Source organism: Bradyrhizobium mercantei, assembly GCF_001982635.1.
Lineage (GTDB): Bacteria > Pseudomonadota > Alphaproteobacteria > Rhizobiales > Xanthobacteraceae > Bradyrhizobium > Bradyrhizobium mercantei.
The window spans coordinates 853,853-875,451 of record NZ_MKFI01000003.1; the positions used below are offsets into that span (position 1 = coordinate 853,853).

The 21,599-nt window shown below is 60.9% G+C and carries 11 protein-coding genes and 2 riboswitches; of the genes, 3 read left to right on the forward strand and 8 right to left on the reverse strand.

Features of this window, described 5'->3' with window-relative positions; genetic code table 11:
* Window positions 1-1,082: 1,082 nt before the first annotated feature.
* The 6 genes from BI327_RS17645 to BI327_RS17670 form a co-directional block, all read right to left on the reverse strand.
* Window positions 1,083-1,628 (reverse strand): carboxymuconolactone decarboxylase family protein, encoded by a 546-nt coding sequence (locus BI327_RS17645; protein ID WP_076861997.1) that lies wholly within the window; start codon window positions 1,626-1,628, stop codon window positions 1,083-1,085.
* Between the two features lie 6 nt (window positions 1,629-1,634).
* A complete protein-coding gene (locus BI327_RS17650) occupies window positions 1,635-2,189 on the reverse strand; it encodes a peroxiredoxin (RefSeq protein WP_076861999.1) in 555 nt (184 codons plus the stop codon).
* 388 nt (window positions 2,190-2,577) lie between these two features.
* Entirely contained in the window at window positions 2,578-3,795 is a 1,218-nt protein-coding gene (locus BI327_RS17655; RefSeq protein WP_076862001.1) for a TIGR02679 family protein, read from the reverse strand.
* Entirely contained in the window at window positions 3,792-7,922 is a 4,131-nt protein-coding gene (locus tag BI327_RS17660) for a TIGR02680 family protein (RefSeq protein WP_076862003.1), read from the reverse strand. Before BI327_RS17660 ends, BI327_RS17655 begins: the two co-directional genes overlap by 4 nt.
* Window positions 7,919-9,226: a TIGR02678 family protein gene (locus BI327_RS17665; protein WP_076862005.1), complete on the reverse strand. Its 1,308-nt coding sequence runs from the start codon at window positions 9,224-9,226 to the stop codon at window positions 7,919-7,921. Before BI327_RS17665 ends, BI327_RS17660 begins: the two co-directional genes overlap by 4 nt.
* Entirely contained in the window at window positions 9,223-10,743 is a 1,521-nt protein-coding gene (locus BI327_RS17670; protein ID WP_076862007.1) for a TIGR02677 family protein, read from the reverse strand. Before BI327_RS17670 ends, BI327_RS17665 begins: the two co-directional genes overlap by 4 nt.
* Window positions 10,744-11,282: 539 nt before the next feature.
* On the opposite strand from BI327_RS17670, the gene BI327_RS17675 reads away from it, so the two are divergent.
* Both BI327_RS17675 and BI327_RS17680 read left to right on the forward strand, forming a co-directional pair.
* Window positions 11,283-12,266 carry an AAA family ATPase gene (locus tag BI327_RS17675; RefSeq protein ID WP_076862009.1) on the forward strand — a complete coding sequence of 328 codons (984 nt, stop codon included), beginning with the start codon at window positions 11,283-11,285 and terminating at the stop codon, window positions 12,264-12,266.
* 14 nt (window positions 12,267-12,280) lie between these two features.
* Window positions 12,281-14,740: a S8 family peptidase gene (locus tag BI327_RS17680; RefSeq protein WP_076862011.1), complete on the forward strand. Its 2,460-nt coding sequence runs from the start codon at window positions 12,281-12,283 to the stop codon at window positions 14,738-14,740.
* 613 nt (window positions 14,741-15,353) lie between these two features.
* On the opposite strand, the gene BI327_RS17685 is transcribed toward BI327_RS17680, so the two are convergent.
* Both BI327_RS17685 and metE read right to left on the reverse strand, forming a co-directional pair.
* Entirely contained in the window at window positions 15,354-15,557 is a 204-nt protein-coding gene (locus BI327_RS17685) for a hypothetical protein (protein WP_076862012.1), read from the reverse strand.
* 18 nt (window positions 15,558-15,575) lie between these two features.
* The gene (metE, locus tag BI327_RS17690; RefSeq protein WP_076862014.1) at window positions 15,576-17,927 is read right to left on the reverse strand and encodes a 5-methyltetrahydropteroyltriglutamate--homocysteine S-methyltransferase; all 2,352 of its coding nucleotides are present in this window, start codon (window positions 17,925-17,927) and stop codon (window positions 15,576-15,578) included.
* A 112-nt stretch (window positions 17,928-18,039) separates the two neighbouring features.
* Window positions 18,040-18,239, reverse strand: a riboswitch (cobalamin riboswitch).
* A gap of 132 nt (window positions 18,240-18,371) precedes the next feature.
* A riboswitch (cobalamin riboswitch) is annotated at window positions 18,372-18,593 on the forward strand.
* Window positions 18,594-18,709: 116 nt separating this feature from the next.
* Between metE and BI327_RS17695 the strand changes: the two genes are divergently transcribed.
* Window positions 18,710-21,586 (forward strand): ribonucleoside-diphosphate reductase subunit alpha, encoded by a 2,877-nt coding sequence (locus BI327_RS17695; protein WP_076862016.1) that lies wholly within the window; start codon window positions 18,710-18,712, stop codon window positions 21,584-21,586.
* The last annotated feature ends 13 nt before the right edge of the window (window positions 21,587-21,599 follow it).

Here is a 21,599-nt window from a genome sequence, read left to right on the forward strand (position 1 = left end):
AAAGATCGCGGTGTGACGCCATTGAACGAGACGATCCCGCCACGGCTTCAGTTCGCCTCTCACTGGCTTGATGCCGCCAGGCGGCATAGTTACTCCAGGTCGGAATCCGACGAACTCAGGCACAGCGAAGGCGTGGCAGAGCCATTTTCTCAACTCGAGCCGGCGCGCCATCTGTTCGAACTTACCGGCCACACATGCGCGGGGACAGACCGAAGTGTTCCCGAGATCATATGAAATTGGCCTATGCCAAGAAGGCATTTAACGAACAGGCATTCTTGGTCAAATATCCGCAAGGCAATAAAGCCGTCGCGACCAGCGCGAAGGAAAATCCTCGTCACGTGCCATACCCATGTGTCCTCATCGCGCGGCTTGCGTAGCCTTTCCGGTCGGATAGCGACCGGAAGACGTTCCTCAATTACGACATCAGAGGAATAGCAGAGCGCAAAATCTGAAAACGTTGTGTGGCTCATCCGGCCGCAGTCCCACTTTTAATCGCCGAGATCCGGATCCGCGAACGCGATCGGAAGCCGAGCGAGCCTAATACGTCATCGGGAACTGCGCTGTGGAGCGCTTGGTAACAATCTCCAAGCCAAAACCTGACGTAACGTCAGATTTGCATTCTGCGTTCGTGCTGCTAGCTTCAGCTCGGCTGGGGCCAATCTTGGGTGATGCTCGAATGAAAAAATGGTTGTTTGTGACTGCGAGCGCCGTCGTGCTTGCTGCGGCGGTTCCGACTTTCGTCGCTGAGGCATCGCAACCGGTCGACAACAATACGCAGGTCGCCGATGCATCAGATCCTTGCAGCCTGTACCCGTGGCTGGGTGATATCTGCACAACGTTTGTCTGCTTGACCGACCCGGTGTGCAGAAAAACGATAATAAACTAAGGAACAAATTAGACAGGGCGCAAACGACGGACTTGCGATGGCCGTTGATTGAGAAATCCACCGCAGCTTCAGTGCCCCTCTCGACACCGCGCCGAACGACGGCACTCGCAAAGCAACGCACTTTGCTTAAGAACCTGACACAAGGTCAGCTTGCGTCAGGTTTTCACCCGATCTGCAAAGAGCGGGCGAGGGTAGATCAGCCCGTCGGTGCAGCGTCATGCCCGGCCGCTTCGATCGCAACTGCAACCGACTGCACGATGGCGGCAAAACGCGCCGCAGTCTGTATCGTCTCACTACTGACGCCTGCCGCACGCAGCGCCTTCTCGTGCGCGTCAATACAGGCGCCGCAGCCGTTTATGGCCGAGACCGCCAGCGACCACAGCTCGAAATCGGACTTTTCAACGCCGGGATCGCTGATAACGTTCATCCGTAGCCGCGCCGGCATCATCTTGTACTCCGGGTTGCTGGCGAGGTGGACGAAGCGGTAATAGACGTTGTTCATCGCCATCACGGAAGCTGCGGATCTCGCTGCGGTGATCGCGACTGGGGTCATCACGGCGGCGGCAGCCGATTCCATCGCGGCGATCACGGCTGGACTACGGGTGGCGATCGCGCACGCCAACAGTAGCCCGTACTGGCGCTGCAGCGACAACGTCTCATCGGCGACCATCGACATCAGGTTGAGCCTGATGTCCTTTGCGAAGTCGGGGATTTGTTCCTTCAACTGCTCGATCGACGACATGCTGCCTCAAGCCGCGTTCAGCGTTTCGCCGCCGATCTCGCGATTGCACGGGCAGAGTTCGTCAGTCTGCAGCGCATCCAAGACGCGAAGTGTGTCCTTGGGGCTGCGGCCGACATTGAGATTGGTCGCATAGATATGTTGGATGGTGTTGTCAGGATCAGCGATGAAGGTATAGCGGTAAGCCACGCCCTCGGGCGAACGCACGCCAAGGCCATCGACCAAGGCCCCTGTGGTATCGGCAAATTGCCAGATCGGCAGATTGTGCAGGTCCTGGTGTGCGCGTCGCCAAGCGAGTTTGCAGAACTCGTTGTCGGTCGAACCACCCAGTACGACCGCATCGCGGTCGGCAAAATCCTTGGATAGCCGCGCAAACTCGGCGATCTCGGTCGGGCAGACGAACGTGAAATCCTTCGGGTAGAAGAAGATGATCTTCCATTTCCCGGAAAAGCTGTCTTCAGTCAACGTTTCGAATGCGCTCTGCCCTTCTTCCTGCGGCGTGTGAAAGCCAGGCTTTACGCCTGTGATTTCGAACGACGGCAACTTACTTCCAATTCCAAGCATATTGTCCTCCCAAGATCACTTCGCGCCGAAAACCGTGCTTCCGCCATGAGTGAAGCAAGCGACGTGCCACGTGATCTCGCGAGGCAGTTGGTCGACGCAAACGGGACGCTTGCTGTGGGGGATCTGATGCCATTGGCATGTTGGTCGTTCACTCGAGGAATCCCGTCGCGGCTTGTTCGGCAGCACTTTGGCCTCGTACTACGCGAGCCTAGCGTTGCTCGCCTCTGCATCCCCGATGCAGGTTCCTTGAAAATCGCCATAAGCATGTAAATTAGTGAGGAGCAATCGCGTGCGCGGGAGTCTCCCTTAGGGCCGAACCGACGAGATCTGCTCACCCTCGACGCACTCGCAGTCGATCGTCCGGACAGAAGTGCGTTCTCGGATTTAGTCAGGCGTGTAGCGACTCTTTGCCTAAAAGATCAATGATCCGCTCGGCAATGGCCTCTTCTTCGATCTTGATTCCGGTCTTTATCATGGCCGCGGTGAGATCTGCATCCCATGAAGCGATGACTGGCCGGCCGCTCAGTGGTATCGCGAGCTGAGGAGCGCTTTTGGACGCGGCGACGTAGTCTGCCGCTGAGAAGTGCCACGGTACGGCGCCGTATTTCGCTATTACGTAGTTGGCGATCATAATTCCTGGCCAATCATAGTCGCCATGATACCGAAGGTCTGCTCCCGATTCCTTGAGCTGCTTGAGAATGGTCCGCTGAGCCGCACCGAGATGGCCGTCGACGCAAACGACCGGAGGGCAGGCGGTCCCGAGTTGGTCGGCGAGGATTGCGACGAGATTCGGATTCTCGCACACCAAAATGGATCTTCTCGCCACCGTCCATTCCGAAGGCCGCCGAGCGAGAAGCCGCAGTGATGCGTATTGTGGTTCTCCGGGTGAGACTGGCAATCCGCTGCACGGCACGTTCAAGAACAGGGCAGGCTTGGCCAGTTCGTTCACCAGGATGCCGACCGCAGCCCATGTATCGCGGTCATCGCCTGTGTCGGTCGATGAGCGGCTTCGAAGGACGGCCAGCGTGAGAGTGGCGACCGGGCGGGCGCTGTCGAGGCCGTGAGCGTCTCCCAGATGCTCCGCCGCGATTTGGGCCCGCGGTACTCCCGCAGCGGGAAGCCGTCTGAGGATGTCTTCGGTTTGTCTACAGATAAGGGACGCGGAATCCGGTTGATTGCCTGATAGGCGCTTCAGGACGCCAAAGTTGAGCGGCGAGGCCAAATAGGCGATCAGATCGGTGTGCGAGCAGCCGGCCAGAACGGCCGCCCAACTTTCGCGAATCCTGTTCAATTCGGTTTCGCGGTGGATGATCGGACCGTCAAGAAGTTCGAGTGCGGTTCGAAGGGATGGTGCGATACCGGCATCGGAAAGCGCTCGGTCGACTGCGCTGACGTCGATGGAGATTGAGGCTGCCACGCCGCCTCTGCGGCCGACCAGGGACGCGAGTGCGGTGCGTTCCGTTTCGTTCAGCTTGCCCACCTGGATCGATGGGAGCTGGCCGTCGGCCGGTCCGAGCTCGTAGCGCCTGCGCAGCCGCGCGCGCAGATCGGAAAGCTCGGCGCCGCCGAGGAGCCGGACTAGTCGTTCGTCTATAGTTGATGTCATGCGCTACGATTTAACATCAGCCGCGCCGGTTCTTCCATCCTTGAGCGCGTCTTTCCGTTCCATCGCCAGCGGGAGACGTGAATTGCGTCGAACTTGTCGTGTCTCTGGAGTTGGCAGATCGCGACGCCCGGAAGCGTCTTGTAGCAGGCCCATTCGCGCTCGCTCGTGATAACGAAATCCAAATCGAACTCGTGGATCAGGCCCATACAGTGCGCCCGGACGCCGTCGTCGATGCCGGCGTACGCTTCGTCCAGCAGGACAAGGCGCGGCCGGGTGCTGTGCTCGTCGCCGTAGAAGCTTGCGACGGCTGCGAACATGGGAATGGTGAGACCCAACGCACGTTCGCCGCCGGAGGCAGGCTGAGAAATGGAAATCCACCTACCCATTGCATTGCGTTCGACGACGAAGCGGTGCCACTGGCGATAGTCGAGGGCAGCCGAAAGCTGCTCGCGGAGACTGCTGCCGCCCGACTCTTCGGCCTTGAGCCGCTCTTGCTCGATGCGTCGCTGCAGCATGGCCCCGATGGCTTGCCTGTCATTCTCGGTCCACAGATCCGCGTTCGTCTTGAGGAGACGCTTACGGGCGTCCTCCAGATCGGCGGGGGCACCTTGCGCTTCAGTGAGAGGGATCCACCTTAGGCGGAAATAGGTGCCCGTTGAGGTCGGGCGCTTTTCAATCTCCGCATTCACACGGTCCACATACTGCTCGGCGTCCTGGATGAGATTCCGGATTTGGACGGACATCTCCGACTGGAGGTGGTCCTCCAGAATCTTCGTCTCGCTTTCGGTGAGAAGGGTTCGGCGCTGCGTGATCTCGGTGTCGACCTGGGCAAGGACCTCAGCGGGAGACAGTCCGGTCTTGTTCTGGACTGCGATGGTGACCACCAGGCCGAATCCATCGACATTGTTACTGTAGGGGACGTATCCTAGTTGAGCGAGTGCATTCTGGAGATCGACGAATTCACCGTAGATTTTGGACTGCAGGCCGTCCCACTCGTTATCGCGGATGTCGCTGAGCGACTGGTTCAGTTCTGCGGCAAGCCCCCGCGTCTCGTCGACCGTCCATGTCCGGCCGGTGTCGGGGAACGCTACGTTGGGGGCGCCGGCGGCCATCAAGCCTGTTGCTGCGAGCGTTTGCAGATTGCTTGCCGCTCGCTGCCGCTCCTCTACGCGCGTCGCCAAAGCTTGGGTCGCAATTTCGTGCGCACCGACCGCCTGGGTATGGACGGCCACGGCCGAGAGTCGGCGCCCGTCCGTGCTGTCCACGTCGGCCCTGGCATCATTGAGACGCTTCTGCGCGTCAATGAGGCGGCGTTCCCACTGTTCGGAGGTTGCTCCCACACTTTCCTTGAGAGCATCGTATATGGCGCGCGCCGATGTCGCCGATATCGCCGCCGCTTTGACGTCTTCTGCTGCGGCATGATGGCGGCTCCGGGCGGTTTCCGCACGCTCGTTGGTGTCTTGAAGATTTTGCGCGGCGCGGATGGAATTCGAGCAATGTTCGACGACCACGAGGTGGGCTTCGCTGAGGCTATCGCAGGCAATCCGGGCCTGTTCGAGAGCCCGCTTGTCGCACGGAAGAGCGGTGTCGAGCGCGGCCTGCTCGGCGGACTCACTGCACGCTTTCAGAGCCTGTCGTGCGACCGCTGTACCGTTTGCCCTTGCTGCGACGTTTTCAGTGGCCCGGTGTAGATCGTTGGTTGCCGAGCGCACGGTGTCGTGCGACTTGCGGAGATTGGTGTCCGACGGGCAGGTCCTCTCGACCTGTTCGATGGCCTCCGTCGTAGCGGCATTGCTCGTGATGGCGGTTTCGAGATCGGCAAGTTGCTCGCCCAGAGCGGCCGCGGTGGCCTCAAGCTCTTCGATCTTTTTCAGTCTGGCTCTCTCCCGAGCGGAATGGCCAATGTACGTGGCGCGGGATTTCTCCCACGTGCCCGAGAGAGCGCCGAGGCGGAAGTGGCCGGCCGGCGATACCCACATCTCGGCGCCATCGTCGATGTCGGTGCAGGAGACTGCGCACAGAAAAGTCTCGACGGCATCCTGGACCGACGGTTCTCCACAGTGGACAAGCCAGTCGGCGAGGGTCCTACCGGTGACCAAGGGCCTCGAAACAAGCGACACGTCATGCTCGGTCTCGCCGATGAACATCCTGCCGTCGGGGAGGATCCACGCGTCGAGAAGTCCGGATGCCTCAAGTGCGGCTTCGAGGCCAGCCCGAACGCCGTCGTCGGCCTCCGATACAAAGTCAACGGCCTGCCACAAGGCTTGGCCCTTGCGGTCCTTGCGATCAGCCCTGCGTGTGTACGGGATGTGAGGGCGCTCGAATGAGCCGGTTTGCAGATCCGCGATCTGCTTTGCCATGGATTCCAGTTCAGCGCGTACCGCAGCCTCCTGATGTCTCAGCTTGGCCAGCGCCTCGGTCAGCCGTTTGTATGCAAGTCGGCACTCGGCTATGAGCTCGCGCGCGGCCGGGTTTTCGCCTTCGAGCGAGTGAGCCCATTCGACGAGGGCATCCACTGCGTCCTCGGTCGCTATTGCCATGAGATGTCCGCAGGCGCCGATATGGCGGCGCCACGCCGTACCGAGAGCGTCGATCTCACCGTTCAGCGCATTCTCGGCGGCAACAAGAGTCTTGCCGGCTTCGTCAAGCAGACCACGGGCAGTATTCTCGTCGCGCTCCGCGTTCGCCAGCCCCGAAATCTTGTTGTCGACTTCGCGAAGCAGCTCGACAACCGCATCGATGCTGCTTCTGCGGCCCCTGATCGCGGTCAGTAGACTGCCACGCTCGGATTGGAGAGAGGTCTGCCCATCGCGCCCAAGTTCGTTCGGCCACGCGGAGTAGGACTTCGCATGCTCAAATTGTGCGATCATGCCGACGGATCTGGCGAGATCGAGCGCCTTGCTTCGATTGACGGCAAGCGTTTCCATCGCGCGGTCTAGGTCGGCCCTTGCCGTTTGCTGGCGTTCGGACTCCGTCTTCAGATCTGCAGCCGCCGTTGCGGAGCGTTTCTCGGATGCAGTCAGCCGCCCCTCGGCCTCTTCCGCCAGGTTCCGTTTGGTCGCAAGATCTGCCGCCTTGAGGCCGTCGGGATGTTGAAGGATGCCTTTGTATGCCGCATCCGCCGCCTCGGCCTGGCGTTTCGCGGCGATGTTAGCAGTTTCAGCCGCTGTCGATTCATGAAGCGCAGAGGCCAATTGCGCGTCGGCATTGTTTACCTCCGCGCTTGCTTCTTCAAACTTGGTTCTTGCGGTACGGACCTCGCGCGCAAACGTGCGAATCCGCGCGCCTGCGTAGCGGCGGTAGGTTTGCTCGAATTTTCCAATGGCGGCGTGGGCCAATTCATAGGATTTGAGCTGGCTGCGATCCTCTTCAAGGCGGCTCATGGCTTCCGCGATGGTGTCGATCATTTCGGCCGCGACCGGAGGTAGGGCGGCAGTCAGGGCGTTGGAAAGACGCGTCTCGTCGGGGGTCTTTGTGAGCTGCGGATGGCGAAGCTGAATGAGGGTGTCGACCAGGATGCGGTAACGTTCCTCTCCGAGTTGGAAAAGTCTTTGATCCACGGCACGGCGGTAGTCGTCGGCGCGGTCGAAGAAGTGTCCGCCTTTGTCGGAGAGCCCATCCTTCAGCTGCGTTCGGCGAAGCACGGCTCTTTCGGGCGTGATGAACGAGCAATCCTGACCGACACGACTTCCGTCGATGATGAAAAACCAGCTTTCCACGTTCGCGCGGTCTTCGACCGCTTCCAGTCCGCACGCAAGCGTGACGAACTGGTTGTTGCCTTCCTCGTCGACGCGCCCGAACTCGACCCATACATATCCGACGCGGCGCTTGTGCCTCCCCATGAGGAGATTCCACGCCATCTTCTTGGTTCGATCGCCATCCGGCTCGACGCGGAACGGGCTCAGATTGGCGTCGAAGAGGAATGGTAGCGTGAGTGCCAAGAGTTTGGACTTGCCGGCGCCGTTATTGCCCCGATACACGATGTGTCCGTCGATGAACCAGAATTCCTCCACGTCATAGAAAAATATCTCCACGACGCCGGTCCGCAAAGGCTGCCAGCGCTTTTTTCCGGGAAGCGGCAGGACGGGGCCGGTGCTTTGTGGGTTGAAAGCAAGAACGGAGTTCATTCGTCGGCCTCCTCGGAAACATCGGGCAGCCGATCGTTGTCATCGCGATGCTTGATGTCCGGGTCGCCCAGTTTGTAGCGAGAAAGCGCCGGCAGAACCCCGATGCGGTCGCCTTCGATGGTGATGAGCTTGAGTTGGCTGAGACGGTAGATGGCAATCGCCGTCAGCTCCCGCGCGCCGGCTTCGCCCTGGGCGCTGCGCCGCCAATATCGGCCGTATCGCTCGGCCGATTCGGCCACGAACCTTTCGATTCGCAGGCGATCGGGAACGCCGCCGCCGGCATGTGCCAGGTGGTCTGCCACAAGGAGCGTGACGTGAGCATCGGTGCCGTCCGCCGGCATCGCGACGTCGCTGCAATTGCCGTCCGGATCGCAAAGTGCAATGCCCTCGGAACGGAGTTCGACGACAAGGCCGGTGCCAAGCGCGAGGCGGTTGGCCATCGCGCCGCGCTGATTGATGAAGTACTGCATGTCGGCCTCGTCAACTGTGCCGTCGTACACAACGGGATCGTCGAGAAGGCGCCTTGAGATGCGGTGCCGGCTGACATCGCGGCGGCCCTCGTCGGTCTCCGGCTGAATTTCTGCCGTGATGGCGGAGATCCGATCGACGGTTGTCCTCGGTTCATCGTTCTCAGGCCACGTGGATGGCCCACGAACGCATGCAAGAATGCTCGCAAGCGGCCCGCGATTAACATCGTAGAGGACGTCGCGGGACCGATCTTCCGACTGCCCGGACTTGACGAACGACTCGGCGTCTCCATCGATGGCATTGAGTACGCCGAGTTCGCCGAGCGCGACGCAGGCCGATGCAAGGTTGCGTCGGTCGTGGATGTCTGCCATGTCGAGAATGAAACCGCGGTTGAGGAGATCGGTATCCTTTGCAAGGGACAGGATTTGATCACCCAGGGCAGAAAGGGTGATCTGTGGTTCGCTCCGCGCGAGCACCGCGCACACCAGACAGAAGATCGCGTAGCGCCTGCGGTTGAAATTTGCCCATCCTCGCGTTGGATCGCTTGTATCGCTCGGGCGTTTCCACAGTCTGGCGTAGTCGCGCTCTACGCGCAGCGGCCATCCGGCCTCGCGGGCGAACCACTCCCTGAGATACGCGGAGTGACGTCGCACCAGACGGAGAGCCTCTCTTGCTTCGGCGGTTGTGGGCGTCAATAACGGGCGCATCAGGAGCGCGCGAACGGCCTCCCTGCGCTCGGCGTGTTCCTGCGTCTCCTGCTGGCGCAGGATCTCGCGTCCACCAGGGCGGCCGGTCTGAACGGGTGCTTCACGCCGCGTGGACGAGGCGGCGCTCATGCGGCATCCGTCGGTGTGATGGTGATGCGGTGGTCACGGCCACAAAACACGCCGTCTTCGGTGACGATTTCGGCTTCCGTGTCCGCGTCGAGCGGTTCAAGCCGGATGAGATAGAGACCGTCGTTGGACTGGATCTCGGTGACGCCATCGTCGTCGGCGGCCTTGGTCGCGATGGCTTCGCCCAATAGATCGAGGAAAAATCGGAACTCGTGCGAGTTTAGACGCCAGAGCGCCGAGAGGAGCAGGGGGCACCCTGTTGCAAATTTTTGTCTGGCTGCTTCGATCTGCGCATGCTCTTCACCGACCTGCGCTTCGAGCTTCTTGCGTCCGGCGCTTCGATCATGAACGTGCGGGAGCCGTCCGCGGGGCATGCTGTAGCCGGTCTCGCGGAGCCGCAGCGGAACGACGATGGACGGCGCCTTATGCCACGGAATGACACCGGTAACGTCAGCAGCGGCGGTGTTTTCGGCGTAGTGACGCGCTGGGTTGAGCGCAAACGCGGCTCGCGCAAGTCGGTGGGCGTCTTCGTCACCGTCGCAGTCGAGGAACCAGTGAGCGAGGCTCTTGAAGTCGGCCGAGCGGTCGCTGCGGCCGCTTCGGCGTTCGTTGATCGCGATGATTGCTGCAAGCAGTTGCGGAATCGCGGCGCGGGCGCGACTTCTGAGCTGTTCGCTCTGGGACCGCTCGCCGTTCGACCCGCCGACGAACCACATACGCAAGCCCTGCCACCGCTCGTCCCACATCTTCAGTTCCGCTTCGTAGGCCGCCAGCTCTTCGCCCGGAGGGGCGTTGCGTGCCTGACGGCGGGCCACCGACTGGAGCATCGCGTCGATACGCAACTGAAGGGCATTGATGTCTTCCGAAATCGCACCGCTTCGGCTGACCAAGTCGCCAACGAATTGGCGGATGTACTCGATGAGACGCTGCTTGTAGTTCAGCACAGCGTCCACGTCGCCGTCCTGCAAATCGACACCGCGGAGGACGCCGGCCATGAAGGCTCGCGCGGTCTCGGCCATGTTGTTGAACACGGTCATCAGACCGTTGAGGGTCTCATAGATCTTGGCGACGTCAGGATCGTTGCTTCGGCCGAGGTGGATCAGCGTGAGGAGGCTCTTGCCGATGTCTTCAAGCGCGACCGTCTGCAGTTCGCCGCGGCGCTGCATTTCCTTCGCGAAGGCGCTGAGCGCCATCTCGACGGAGACGCCGCCCTTCGAAAGCCGGTAGAGCATGCGGCGGCGATAGAACCCGCTCAACGAGGTTACGCGCGAATTGTCGGCCTGGCAGTCGAGATTGCCCCACTCGGTCAGCTTGTCGAGGATGGCGTCCAGTTCGGAAGTGGTCGGCGGCTCGCCCAGCCACTTTGCTTGCGCGAGAATCTCGGAAGGCCGGACGTAAAGCAGCAGTTGACGCTCTGCTGCCGCGCACACATCCAGGACGCACCGGTACAGCGCCGCATTATCAGCGGTGACGTGACGGAAAAGGTCCTGATGCGTGGCGATCTCGAATTGACCGCTCATGTATGCCCCATAACCACTTGAAATACCTCGCAATGGTGACCCGATGAGCGGCGTCCGTCAAAGCAAATCGGCTGTAGACGACCGCCAAACACAGGAGGCCGAACGTTTGCCCGTTCGGTGATGCCATGGTCTGGCACGGTCGTTCTGTGGCGACGGCGACCCATGGTTGTTTGCGCCGATCTCCCAGGAGTCATTTAGGCCGCACCCGCAGTGGCATTGGCCAGCGCGACCGCGGCTGCTGGTTCTTGACCAAAGACGACCAATGAGTATAATGTTCTCGTTATGTTCTGTCACTATCGACAGTGCATGTTTCTGCCCGCGGCAGGGTAGCCACGCTCCGTCCAGGGATATGACCGGAAATACTTAACCACTCATCGGTAGACTAGTGATTAGCCTTAAAGCCCTGCCGGGGTCGCTGAATCCTGTGAAATCAGGGCCGGCTCGAATAGATGTAAGCGCTTTTGTCCGATACAGCCCCAGGCTTGATCGTTAGTGTCGGTCTTGGAGGAACTCCGGGCTGGAAACAGAAGTAGGGAAGAATGTCGACCGCTCGCCACATCGTCGCGTTGCTGCGCTGCCATATCGACGGAGACGACGACCGCTTCCTCTCCGTGGCGACGCAGCTTGCCGCGCACGAGGCGAGGCAAGGACACGGCAAACTCGCCCAGGAACTGCGCGAGCTGATCGACGCGGCAAAGGGCAAGACTGCGCATGTCGGCCGGCGCGGTGCGGGTCCCGTTCCTCTGGCGCAGCCAAAAGGCGAACTGAGTAGCCTGTTGTCGGCGCGATATTCGGATATTCGCCTCAACAGCATGGTATTGGGGCCAAATCTAAAGGAGCGCTTGACGCGAGTTTTGACCGAACAGCGCCAACAGGAGCGCCTGCGCGTCCGCGGCCTGACGCCTCGACGGAAGTTGCTGTTAATTGGACCTCCGGGTTCGGGCAAGACGATGACGGCGTCCGCTCTTGCCGGCGAGTTAAAGCTACCGCTATTCACAATTCTCTATGAGGGCTTGATCGGCAAGCTCATGGGCGAAACGGCGACGCGTCTTCGCTTGGTGTTTGATGCTGTTGCAGTTCAGCGCGGCGTATACTTCTTTGACGAGTTCGATGCGATCGGTTCACAACGATCGCACGCGAACGATGTCGGCGAGATCCGGCGCGTGCTCAATTCATTCCTCCAGTTTTTGGAGAACGATGACGGCCCGAGCCTGATCGTTGCTGCGACCAACCACCCAGAGCTGCTAGACAAAGCCGTTTTCCGGCGTTTCGACGACGTCATTATTTATGGATTGCCGGACCCGGAGATCGCTCGCGGCATATTGGAATCGCATCTGACGGGATTTGACGTCTCGGACGTCAATTGGTCGTCGATTTTGGAAGCCACTGCGGGTTTGAGCCAGGCGGAAGTATCACGGGCTGCCGACGAGGCGGCGAAGATCGCCGTACTCGAGGACAGAAGCGAGATCAGGACGCCAACGCTGCTCTCGACATTGGCGGAACGCAGAGCCGCCACGAGTTGAGGTGCAGACGATAGATGGCACGACCGCCGCGCAATCGGCCGCATTTTCATGTTGAGGGTGGCGGTGAAGCAGAGCCGTACACATCACCTCGCATTGTCATCACAGGACTGCCTCCCGCCCGGGTAAGAGCGCAGCACGCAGAGAAGCTCGGCCACGCGATCGGTGCAGCCGTCCAGCAGGCCCGGCAAAAACTTGGAACCCGCGACCAAGCGATCGCTGAAGGCGAGAAGGGGTTCTATCTCGAATTCGAGATCCCGGCGGCGGAACAGGACGCTGTGGAAGGTCTTGAGAATAAGCCTGCCAAAATTGAGCTCGTTGCCGTTAGGTCTACCGCCGATAATCAGGAAATGGTTTCGGCCACCGTGTTCGTACCTGAGCGCTCGGCCGAATTCTTTGCCAAAAAGGTCGAGACGTATCGCGACGAGAACACGAAGTCGGGAAAGCCCAGGAACGAAGCCTTGGTCGCGCGAATCGAGGATGTCCGCCTTGGAGCCGTTCGTTCGCTCTTCACCGATGACATGGCGCTTTTTCCGATGGTTGGGCGTCAGGCGTGGTGGGAGGTGTGGGTTCGCGACGGTCGTTTGGAGACCCTTCGGCATGTCGCACAACGCCTCAATGTGACCCTGAAGGAACATGCCATCAGCTTCCCCGAGCGCGATGTGATTCTGGCGCTTGCCAACGAGGAATCGATGGCGAGGCTCGTCGACAATAGCGACGCCGTAGCCGAACTGCGCATTGCCAAGGATACGCCGACGCTCTTTCTCGAGATGCGCCCGGTCGAACAAGCAGACTGGGCGGGCAATCTCGTCGATCGTGTTAACGCACCTGATGCGGTGGCGCCGGCCATCTGTCTTCTCGACAGCGGGGCGACCCGGACACATCCGTTGATCGAGCCGGGCTTAGATGCCGTCGACCAGCACGCCTATGACAAGGGCTGGGGCGTAGGCGATAGCTCTTACTGGAATGGTCATGGCACGTCGATGTCAGGCGTCGCACTCTATGGCGATCTTGAAGCGGCGCTTAGCCATGGTGGTCAAGTTGACCTGCGCCATCGATTGGAGACGGTCAAAATCCTGCCGCCAGCTGGCCAGAACGATCCCGAACTTTATGGAGCAATCACGGAAGTCGGTATCAACAAGGCTGAGGCACAGGCTCCGCGTCGTCGGCGGGTCTTCTGCATGGCGGTGACGAGCGAAGTCGGTCTTGGTCGCGGTCGCCCTTCTTCGTGGTCGGCGGCCATCGACCAGCTTTGCTATGGAGGTGGCGACCGTCGACGCCTCATGGTGCTCGCCGCTGGGAATCTGCGAGGTGACATTGCGGCTCCGGACTACCCGGACCGGAACGACCTTGAAGAGGTCGAGAGCCCCGCTCAGGCGTGGAATCCGCTAGTTGTCGGAGCGTACACCGACAAGATCGGCATCTTTCATCCCGACTTCAATGGCTGGCAGCCAGTGGCGCCCGCCGGCGAATTGTCTCCGGCGAGCCGAACGTCTGGTGTTTGGGATCGTCAGTGGCCGATCCGACCGGATGTCGTGTTCGAAGGCGGCAACTTTGCCCATGACGGTGTCAATCCGGCGTCAGCAATCGACGACCTCCAGCTTATAACAACGCACTATCGTCCGCAAATGCGTCTCTTCGAGACGTTTGGCGATACCAGTGCGGCCGCAGCATTAGGCTCGCATCTTTGCGCCGGAGTTTTGGTTGCCCGGCCCCAGCTTTGGCCAGAAACGGTGCGAGCTCTCGCGGTGCACTCGGCCGAGTGGACGCCCGCCATGCGCGCACGGATCGAGGGGGCTGCTCAGGCACAGAAGGCGGCCATGCTTCGCCGATACGGATGGGGTGTGCCTGATATCGGTCGCGCAGTGATGAGTGCGACTGACGATGCGACCTTGATGGTCGAAGATGCTCTTCTCCCGTTCCGAAAGGATGGTTCGACCATCAAGACTCGCAGCATGAACCTCCACCGCTTGCCGTGGCCCCGAGACGAGCTGCTGGAGTTGGGAGAGCAAGATATCGAGCTGCGGATCACCTTGTCCTATTTCGTCGAGCCCAACCCCGGAGAGCGAGGATGGACGAGACGACACCGCTATTCATCTCACTCGCTGCGTTTTGCAGTGAAGCGGTCATTGGAGAGTCTCCAGCAGTTTCGCCAACGTATCAACAAGGCTGCGGAGGCGGAAGAGGAGGGGCAGGCTGGAGCCGCGGCGGGTGGCGACAATTGGGTGCTCGGTACGATCCGCGATAAGGGATCGATCCACTCGGATATTTGGCGCGGAAGTGCGGCGGAACTAGCCGAGCGAGATGCGATCGGGGTGTTTCCCGTCAGCGGCTGGTGGAAGGAAAAGCCTGCCCTTCAGCGTTGGGATCGCTCGGCGCGTTATGCGCTGGTCGTCTCCGTGAGAGCTCCAGGAGCAAACATCGACATCTACACGCCGATCGCCAACATGCTGGAAATTCCAGTACCTGCTTCATGAGCAGTTGCGGCGCGGGATAGTCGCGTTTGGTGAGTAGAAATCACCAAACGTTGAAATTTTTGATTTTTTGCCTTGACTGGCGGAAGGGGTGACTGCCGAACCGGACCATCAGCGTGTTTGGCTGAGATCAAGAAAGGTGCCGAAATTCACACCGGTCGCGGGAGAGATATCGATAGTTGAAATTAAGATAGTGCGACCAACACCAAAAAGTTCAAGCCGTCACGCACCCTCATCGGCGGGCGTCTGTCCTTGATCCCGAGGTCGGGCAGCTCTCGCTTGGCTTGCAACTCCTTGGAGCGCCTCGCCCAACGTGCCAGTACGCGACCCCGACGGATAGCGAGTTTTCGTGGCTTGCGGGCTGACGCCTCCGACCATTTTTGCAAACGAACCGAACGGACCCAGTGGTTTAAAAACGTCAGTTTGCCGCTTACAGTCGCGAGAGCCAGCTCCGGCATTGTCCGAGAAGACGCACTATTTTCTTGATTGACCATTCGGCACGACCGGCGACAAACCTGAATAACAGGCTTTAGAGGCAAGACAAGCAAGTGGCCCCAGCGGCCGCGTGGCACCAAAATGTGGCGGAGTGGTCACGTGAACCGGAGAGTCTTGCGAGTCAGACGCCATGTCCGGCGGACGCACCGAGGTGAAGCGCCAGAACCTCTCTTGGCGTTTCGTCCACCTCGATGGCTTGAGCGTTGCTGCCGACGAATTCCAGGATCGTCTTGTCGTCCTCGCGCGACATGCCGCTAACGAGCGAGATGTTGACATAGTAGGGCTCCGCTTTGCCATAGCGGGTGCATTTGATCCACAATTGCATCAGCAGCCTCGGTGACAATCAGCCTGCCGCCCGCAGCTCGCGTGCGGCCGCAACCATATTGACGAGCGCCGGCCGGACCTCGTCCCATTTGCGGGTTTTCAGGCCGCAATCCGGATTGACCCAGAGCTGGTCGTCGGACAGGCGCTGCCGCGCCAGCTTGAGTAGCTCGGTCATCTCGGTCACCTCAGGCACCCGCGGCGAGTGGATGTCGTAGACGCCGGGTCCGATCTCGTTCGGATAGCGGTAGTTCCGGAACGCGTCCAGCAAGTCCATCTTCGATCGCGATGTCTCGATCGAGATCACGTCGGCATCCATCGTGCCGATCGCGTCGATGATGTCGTTGAATTCGGAGTAGCACATATGGGTGTGGATCTGGGTCTCGTCCCGGACGCCGGACGAGCAGATACGGAAGCATTCTACAGCCCAGTCGAGATAGGTTGTCCACTCCGAGCGCCGCAGCGGCAGACCTTCGCGCAACGCAGCCTCGTCGATCTGGATCATGCCGGCGCCGGCGCCTTCCAGGTCGATGACCTCGTCGCGGATCGCAAGCGCGATCTGGCGGCAGGCTTGGCTGCGCGGAATGTCGTCGCGGACGAAGGACCAATTCAGGATGGTGACCGGGCCGGTCAGCATCGCCTTCATCGGCTTTGTGGTCAGCGACTGCGCATACTGCCACCATTCGACCGTCATCGGCTTGGGCCGAGACACGTCGCCGAACAGGACCGGCGGCCTGACATAGCGCGAGCCGTAGGACTGCACCCAGGCGTTCTCGGTGAAGACGAATCCTAAGAGCTGCTCACCGAAGTACTGCACCATGTCGTTGCGCTCGAACTCGCCATGGACGAGCACGTCGAGACCGATGCTTTCCTGCCAGCGCACGGTACGTGCTGTCTGGTTCTGCAGGAAGGTCTTGTAGGCGGTATCACTCAGGTCTCCCTTGCCATGCGCGGCGCGTGCTTTCCTGATTTCGTGGGTCTGCGGGAAAGAGCCGATCGTCGTTGTGGGGAAAGCTGGCAGGTTGAAGCGCGCATGCTGAACCTCGGCTCGCTCCTCGAACCGACTGGCGCGCCGGCGCATCGCCTCGTCGATGGCGGCGATGCGGCTTGCCACCTTCGCATCGTGAATGCGCGGCGAGGTCTTGCGCGTGGCTGCGGCGGCGTCGGATTCCTTCAAAGCCTTTGTGATCGACCTGCGCCCGCTCGCAAGTGCCGTGCCGAGCGCGGCTAGTTCCTCGATCTTCTGCACGGAGAAAGCCAGCCAACTCTTCACCTCGGCGTCGAGCTTGCCTTCCAAGGCGAGATCGATTGGCACATGCAGCAGCGAGCAAGAGGGCGAGATCTGCACGCGGTCGTTGCCGAGCTTTGCGACGACTGGCTCAAGTCGATCGAGGATTCTGCTCAGATCGGCGCGCCAGATGTTGCGGCCGTCGAGCACGCCGAGTGAGACGACGCGGTCGACGGGCAGGCGAGCGAGGTCGTCGAGTTGCTCGGGCGCGCGCACCAGGTCGAAATGCAGACCGGCCACGGGAAGCGCGAATGCCGTGTCGCGGTTCGCGCCAAGGCCACCAAAATAGCTCGCCAGCATGATCTTGATCTGCGGCACCGCCCTGGCGATTTCGGCGTAGGCACGCCGCAGCGCGTCATGAGCCGCCTCGTCGAGATCCAGCACCAGGCATGGCTCATCGATTTGCACCCCTTCCGCGCCGCTGCTGGCAAGCTCCCGCAGTACCTCGACATAGACCGGCAGCAGCCGGTCTAGCAGCGACAGCGGCTCGAAGCCGGCATCCTTGCTCTTGGCAAGCTTGAGGAAGGTGACGGGACCGACCAGCACGGGTCGGGTCTGGTAGCCCAGCGCCTTAGCTTCCTCATATTCATCGATCGGCTTGCGCGAGACGAGGCGGAATTGCTGATCCTTCGCGAGTTCGGGAACCATGTAGTGATAATTCGTGTCGAACCACTTGGTCATTTCCTGCGCCGACACGTTGTGGCCATGATGGGCATTGCCGCGGGCCGCATCGTGCGGGTTGCCTTGGACATCACCCTGGCTGCCGCGCGCCATCGCAAAATAGGTAGCAAGCGGTAGGGGACCGCCAATCCAGCCATAGATCGGAGGAATCGCACCGACCATCACCGAGGTGTCGAGCACCTGGTCATAGAACGAGAAATCGTTCGACGGGATCACAGAAACGCCGAGCTTCTTCTGCCGCGCCCAGTTGGCGGCGCGCAATCCGATCCCGGCTTCGATCAGTGCCTTCTCGTCCGATGCGCCGGACCAGAAGCTTTCGAGCGCAAGCTTGAGCTCGCGGCGTGGACCGATCCGCGGCGTACCAAGAGTTGCGACCGTAAGTGAGGAGATAGGTTTAGAAGACATTGGCTTAACCCCAAAAGTTGGGGGCAAAGGCCGTAGTGACACGTCTGGACTCCGCAAGGCGCTTTGAGGCGCGAGCGGGTCACAACCGCACCACCGGGACACCCCGCCCGAGGACGTTTAGTTTGTCGAGGCAGGTCTCCTGGCTCGCGGGTCTTAGCTGTCGTCCGGCCTTCCCGAAACTTGCGCTTCAGTGGCTGAAATGGACGATGGCTCGCCGCTTACAGTTGCGGGGGCAGCGCCGGCATCGGACCGGCTTCCCTCTTAGCTTCGAGAGAAGTTGTCTCTCGAAGAACCACGACGAGGTCACTTACAGACAAGTTCGCGGGCGCGTCAACTCACGCGAGTTGATGGGGCTCCGTCCAAAGATGCTCATGAGCCTTGGATGACGCTGCAAAAAAAATGGAAAGACCATCTTGCGGCCGTTGACATCCTGTCTCAAATCGCGCCACATATAGGCGTCACGGTCCGCCATATCACAAGATTTGGTGGCTAAGAGGGAAGCCGGTGAACTGCGGATTGATCCGCAAAAATCCGGCGCTGCCCCCGCAACTGTAAGCAGTGAGTTGCTCTCGCCCTGTTAAGTCACTGATGCCGCGAGGCATTGGGAAGACGAGGGAGCAACGGCGACCTGCGAGCCAGGAGACCTGCCGCGACACCAAACACGTCCACGGGCGGGGTGTCCCGGCGGTCGCTTGCACAGCCATGCCGGTGACGCTTGTCCGCCGGAATGACGCAGCGTCCTCCTGACATCCAGCCCCAACAAGCATCACGGGGTCTGCACGATGTCTCTTTCTCTCGATCGCGAAACAATTCCAGCGCCACTTATCCTGTTGCGTCCAGAATCGCTCGCCGCGCCGGAAGCCGCGCCTCCGATGCAGGTGATCCGCCGTAACGGCACGGTGTCGAAATTCGATGCCAGCAAGATTTCGGTGGCTATGACCAAGGCGTTCCTCGCGGTCGAGGGACATACCGCGGCCGCCTCGCGCCGGGTGCATGAGATCGTCGAGCAACTCACCGCGGAGGTCGTCAGCGCGCTGTCGCGGCGGATGAGCGAGGGCCGCAGCTTCCACATCGAAGACGTGCAGGATCAGGTCGAACTGGCGCTGATGCGCGGCGAGCACCACAAGGTGGCGCGCGCCTATGTGCTGTACCGCGAAGAGCGCGCGAGGGAGCGCATCGAGCAGGGGGCGGCGAAGGCGGCAAAGCCCGTGACGGGACCAGCGATCCAGGTCACGCTGCGTGGCGGCACCAAGGTGCCGCTCGACCATGCGCGGCTGACGCTGATCATCAACGAGGCCTGTGCCGCCCTTGACGGCGTTGACGCTGCGCCCGTTATCGCCGAGACCGAGCGCAACATCTATGACGGCATCGGCCAGGACGAGCTGGCGCTCGCCTCGGTCATGGCGGCGCGCACCTTGGTGGAGCAGGAGCCGAACTACACCTATGTCAGCGCGCGCCTCTTGCTCGACAAGCTGCGCACCGAGGTGCTGTCCTATGTGCATGACGTGCCGACAAGCGCGTCGCAGGCGGACATGGCCGTATGCTACGTCGAGTGTTTTCCGGCCTATATCAGGACCGGCGTCACGTCCGAACTGCTGGACGCCGAGCTCGGCCGTTTCGACCTCGCGCGGCTTGCCGCAGCGCTTAAGCCGGAGCGTGATCTGTCGTTCCAGTTCCTCGGCCTGCAGACGCTGTACGACCGCTATTTCCTGCATGTCCGAGGTAACCGCATTGAATTGCCGCAGGCCTTCTTCATGCGCGTCGCCATGGGATTGGCGCTGCGCGAGATCGACCGTGAGGCTCGCGCGATCGAGTTCTACGATTTGCTATCGTCGTTCGACTTCATGGCCTCGACGCCGACGCTGTTCAATTCCGGCACGCTGCGGCCGCAGCTCTCGTCGTGTTTCCTGACCACCGTGGCCGATGACCTCGACGGCATCTTCAAGTCGATCAAGGACAACGCGCTGCTCGCCAAATATTCCGGCGGGCTCGGCAACGACTGGACCCGCGTCCGCGGGCTCGGCGCCCATATCAAGGGCACCAATGGCGAAAGCCAGGGCGTGGTTCCGTTCCTGAAAGTGGCCAACGACACGGCGATTGCCGTCAACCAGGGCGGCAAGCGCAAGGGCGCTGTCTGCGCCTATCTCGAGACCTGGCATGTCGACATCGAGGAATTCCTCGACCTGCGCAAGAACACCGGCGACGACCGTCGCCGCACCCATGACATGAACACCGCAAACTGGGTGCCCGATTTGTTCATGCAGCGTGTCGAGTCCGATGGCGAATGGACGCTGTTCTCGCCGGACGAAACGCCGGATCTGCACCATCTCTATGGCAAGCCGTTCGCCGAGCGTTACGCCTATTACGAGGCCAAAGCCGCGCGCGGCGAAATGCGCCTGTTCAAGCAGATCCGCGCCGTCGACCTCTGGCGCAAGATGCTGACCATGCTGTTCGAGACCGGCCATCCCTGGATCACGTTCAAGGACCCGTGCAACCTGCGCTCGCCGCAGCGCCATGCTGGCGTGATCCACTCCTCGAACCTCTGCACCGAGATCACGCTAAACACGTCCGACGACGAGACCGCGGTGTGCAATCTCGGCTCGATCAACCTCGCCAACCACATCCAGGGCGGCCGGCTCGACGATGTCAGGCTGAAGAAGACGGTGACGACGGCGATGCGGATGCTCGACAACGTCATCGACGTCAACTTTTATACCATCCCGGAAGCGCGCTGCTCCAACCTGCGGCATCGCCCAGTCGGTCTCGGCCTGATGGGGTTCCAGGATGCGCTACATATGTTGCGCATTCCGGTAGCATCTGATGCCGCCGTCGCCTTCGCCGACACCAGCATGGAGGCGATCTCATATCACGCGATCTCCGCCTCCACCGATCTCGCCGCCGAGCGAGGACGCTATCCGTCGTTCGAGGGCTCCCTGTGGAGCCAGGGCATCCTGCCGATCGATTCGATCGACTTCGTTGCCGATGCCCGCGGCGGGGTTGCAATGGACCGCACCAGCACGCTTGACTGGGCTGCCCTGCGCGGCCGCGTCACCTCGGTCGGCATGCGCAACTCGAACGTGATGGCGATCGCGCCGACGGCGACGATCTCCAATATCTGCGGCGTCGTGCAGTCTATCGAACCCGCCTACCAGAACCTCTATGTCAAATCCAACATGTCCGGCGACTTCACAGTGGTGAACGACCATCTGGTGCGCGACCTCAAGGCGCGCGGGCTGTGGGACGAGGTCATGGTCAACGACCTCAAATATTTTGACGGCAGCGTCGGTGCGATCGACCGTATCCCAGGCGACCTCAAGGCACTCTACGCGACAGCCTTCGAGATCGATTCGCGTTGGCTGGTCGAGGCCGCCGCGCGGCGGCAGAAATGGATCGACCAGGCGCAGTCTCTCAACCTCTATATCGCCAATCCCTCCGGCAAGAAGCTCGACGCGCTCTACCGTCAGGCCTGGTCGCTGGGCCTGAAGACGACCTATTACTTGCGCTCGCGCAGCGCGACCCATGTCGAGAAGTCAACGCTAAAGGGTACCGACGGCAAGCTCAACGCTGTCTCGCCAGTGGCGCTGACCTCGCCGGTCCCCGATCTACCGGGAGCCATTGCCTGCTCGATCGATAATCCCGACTGCGAAGCCTGCCAGTAATCAAAACAAAGGA

Excerpts from the sequence above, each read along its gene's own strand:
- BI327_RS17660 (WP_076862003.1), bottom strand. The coding sequence starts at position 7,922 with ATGAACTCCGTTCTTGCTTTCAACCCACAAAGCACCGGCCCCGTCCTG.
- BI327_RS17655 (WP_076862001.1), bottom strand. The coding sequence starts at position 3,795 with ATGACATCAACTATAGACGAACGACTAGTCCGGCTCCTCGGCGGCGCC.
- BI327_RS17645 (WP_076861997.1), bottom strand. The coding sequence starts at position 1,628 with ATGTCGTCGATCGAGCAGTTGAAGGAACAAATCCCCGACTTCGCAAAG.
- BI327_RS17665 (WP_076862005.1), bottom strand. The coding sequence starts at position 9,226 with ATGAGCGCCGCCTCGTCCACGCGGCGTGAAGCACCCGTTCAGACCGGC.
- BI327_RS17685 (WP_076862012.1), bottom strand. The coding sequence starts at position 15,557 with ATGCAATTGTGGATCAAATGCACCCGCTATGGCAAAGCGGAGCCCTAC.
- BI327_RS17670 (WP_076862007.1), bottom strand. The coding sequence starts at position 10,743 with ATGAGCGGTCAATTCGAGATCGCCACGCATCAGGACCTTTTCCGTCAC.
- BI327_RS17675 (WP_076862009.1), top strand. The coding sequence starts at position 11,283 with ATGTCGACCGCTCGCCACATCGTCGCGTTGCTGCGCTGCCATATCGAC.
- BI327_RS17680 (WP_076862011.1), top strand. The coding sequence starts at position 12,281 with ATGGCACGACCGCCGCGCAATCGGCCGCATTTTCATGTTGAGGGTGGC.
- BI327_RS17695 (WP_076862016.1), top strand. The coding sequence starts at position 18,710 with ATGTCTCTTTCTCTCGATCGCGAAACAATTCCAGCGCCACTTATCCTG.
- metE (WP_076862014.1), bottom strand. The coding sequence starts at position 17,927 with ATGTCTTCTAAACCTATCTCCTCACTTACGGTCGCAACTCTTGGTACG.
- BI327_RS17650 (WP_076861999.1), bottom strand. The coding sequence starts at position 2,189 with ATGCTTGGAATTGGAAGTAAGTTGCCGTCGTTCGAAATCACAGGCGTA.